1 protein-coding gene is annotated in these 608 nt (G+C 29.4%); it reads left to right on the forward strand.

Annotated features, from left to right (window positions below):
• Positions 1-515, forward strand: a 515-nt coding sequence (atpH, locus tag ABCO64_RS10225) for an ATP synthase F1 subunit delta (RefSeq protein ID WP_343089384.1), incomplete at its 5' end; no start/stop codon positions are given.
• Between the last annotated feature and the right edge of the window lie 93 nt (positions 516-608).

Below are 608 nucleotides of genomic sequence, written 5' to 3' on the forward strand. Positions count from 1 at the left end.
CAATGAGTGCGATTAGTGATCAATATGCCATCGCACTTTTTGAAGTTTCTAAAGAAGAAGACAATTTAGATGCCATTTCAAATGCTTATGAATCGTTTTTAGAAGCGATTGACAAAGAAAGCATGGATTTTTTTCTTCATCCTGGAATTGATAAAGCAACGAAAATTGAGATCATTCAAAAAACCGATGGTCCTAAAACCCTTAAAAACTTTTTGAGTGTTCTGATTCAAAATAACCGTTTTAATGGGTTAAAAGAGATTAAGGAATCGTTTGATGATCTTTTGGACAGCATGCATAATCGTATGGATGTAGTAGTTTATAGTCAAAAGAAATTAACTAAAAAACGTTTAGAAACATTAAAACTAAGATGGGTTTGGATTATTTTCTTAATAGGGTTAATCCTAAGGTATCTAGAGTGGGAATACGTATTTAATATTTCGCATTATGTGATTAACACATTAATTTTTATCCCTGCAATTGTTGGTTTATTGCCTGATAAATTATTAGAAGATTAAAAAAACAAATAAATTCCAATAAAAACCCCAAATGATCTGTATAGTAAGTGAGAAATAATACTATGAATCAAGTAGTTAAAAATTTACGTATAC

Source organism: Methanocalculus natronophilus, assembly GCF_038751955.1.
GTDB classification, from domain to species: domain Archaea; phylum Halobacteriota; class Methanomicrobia; order Methanomicrobiales; family Methanocorpusculaceae; genus Methanocalculus; species Methanocalculus natronophilus.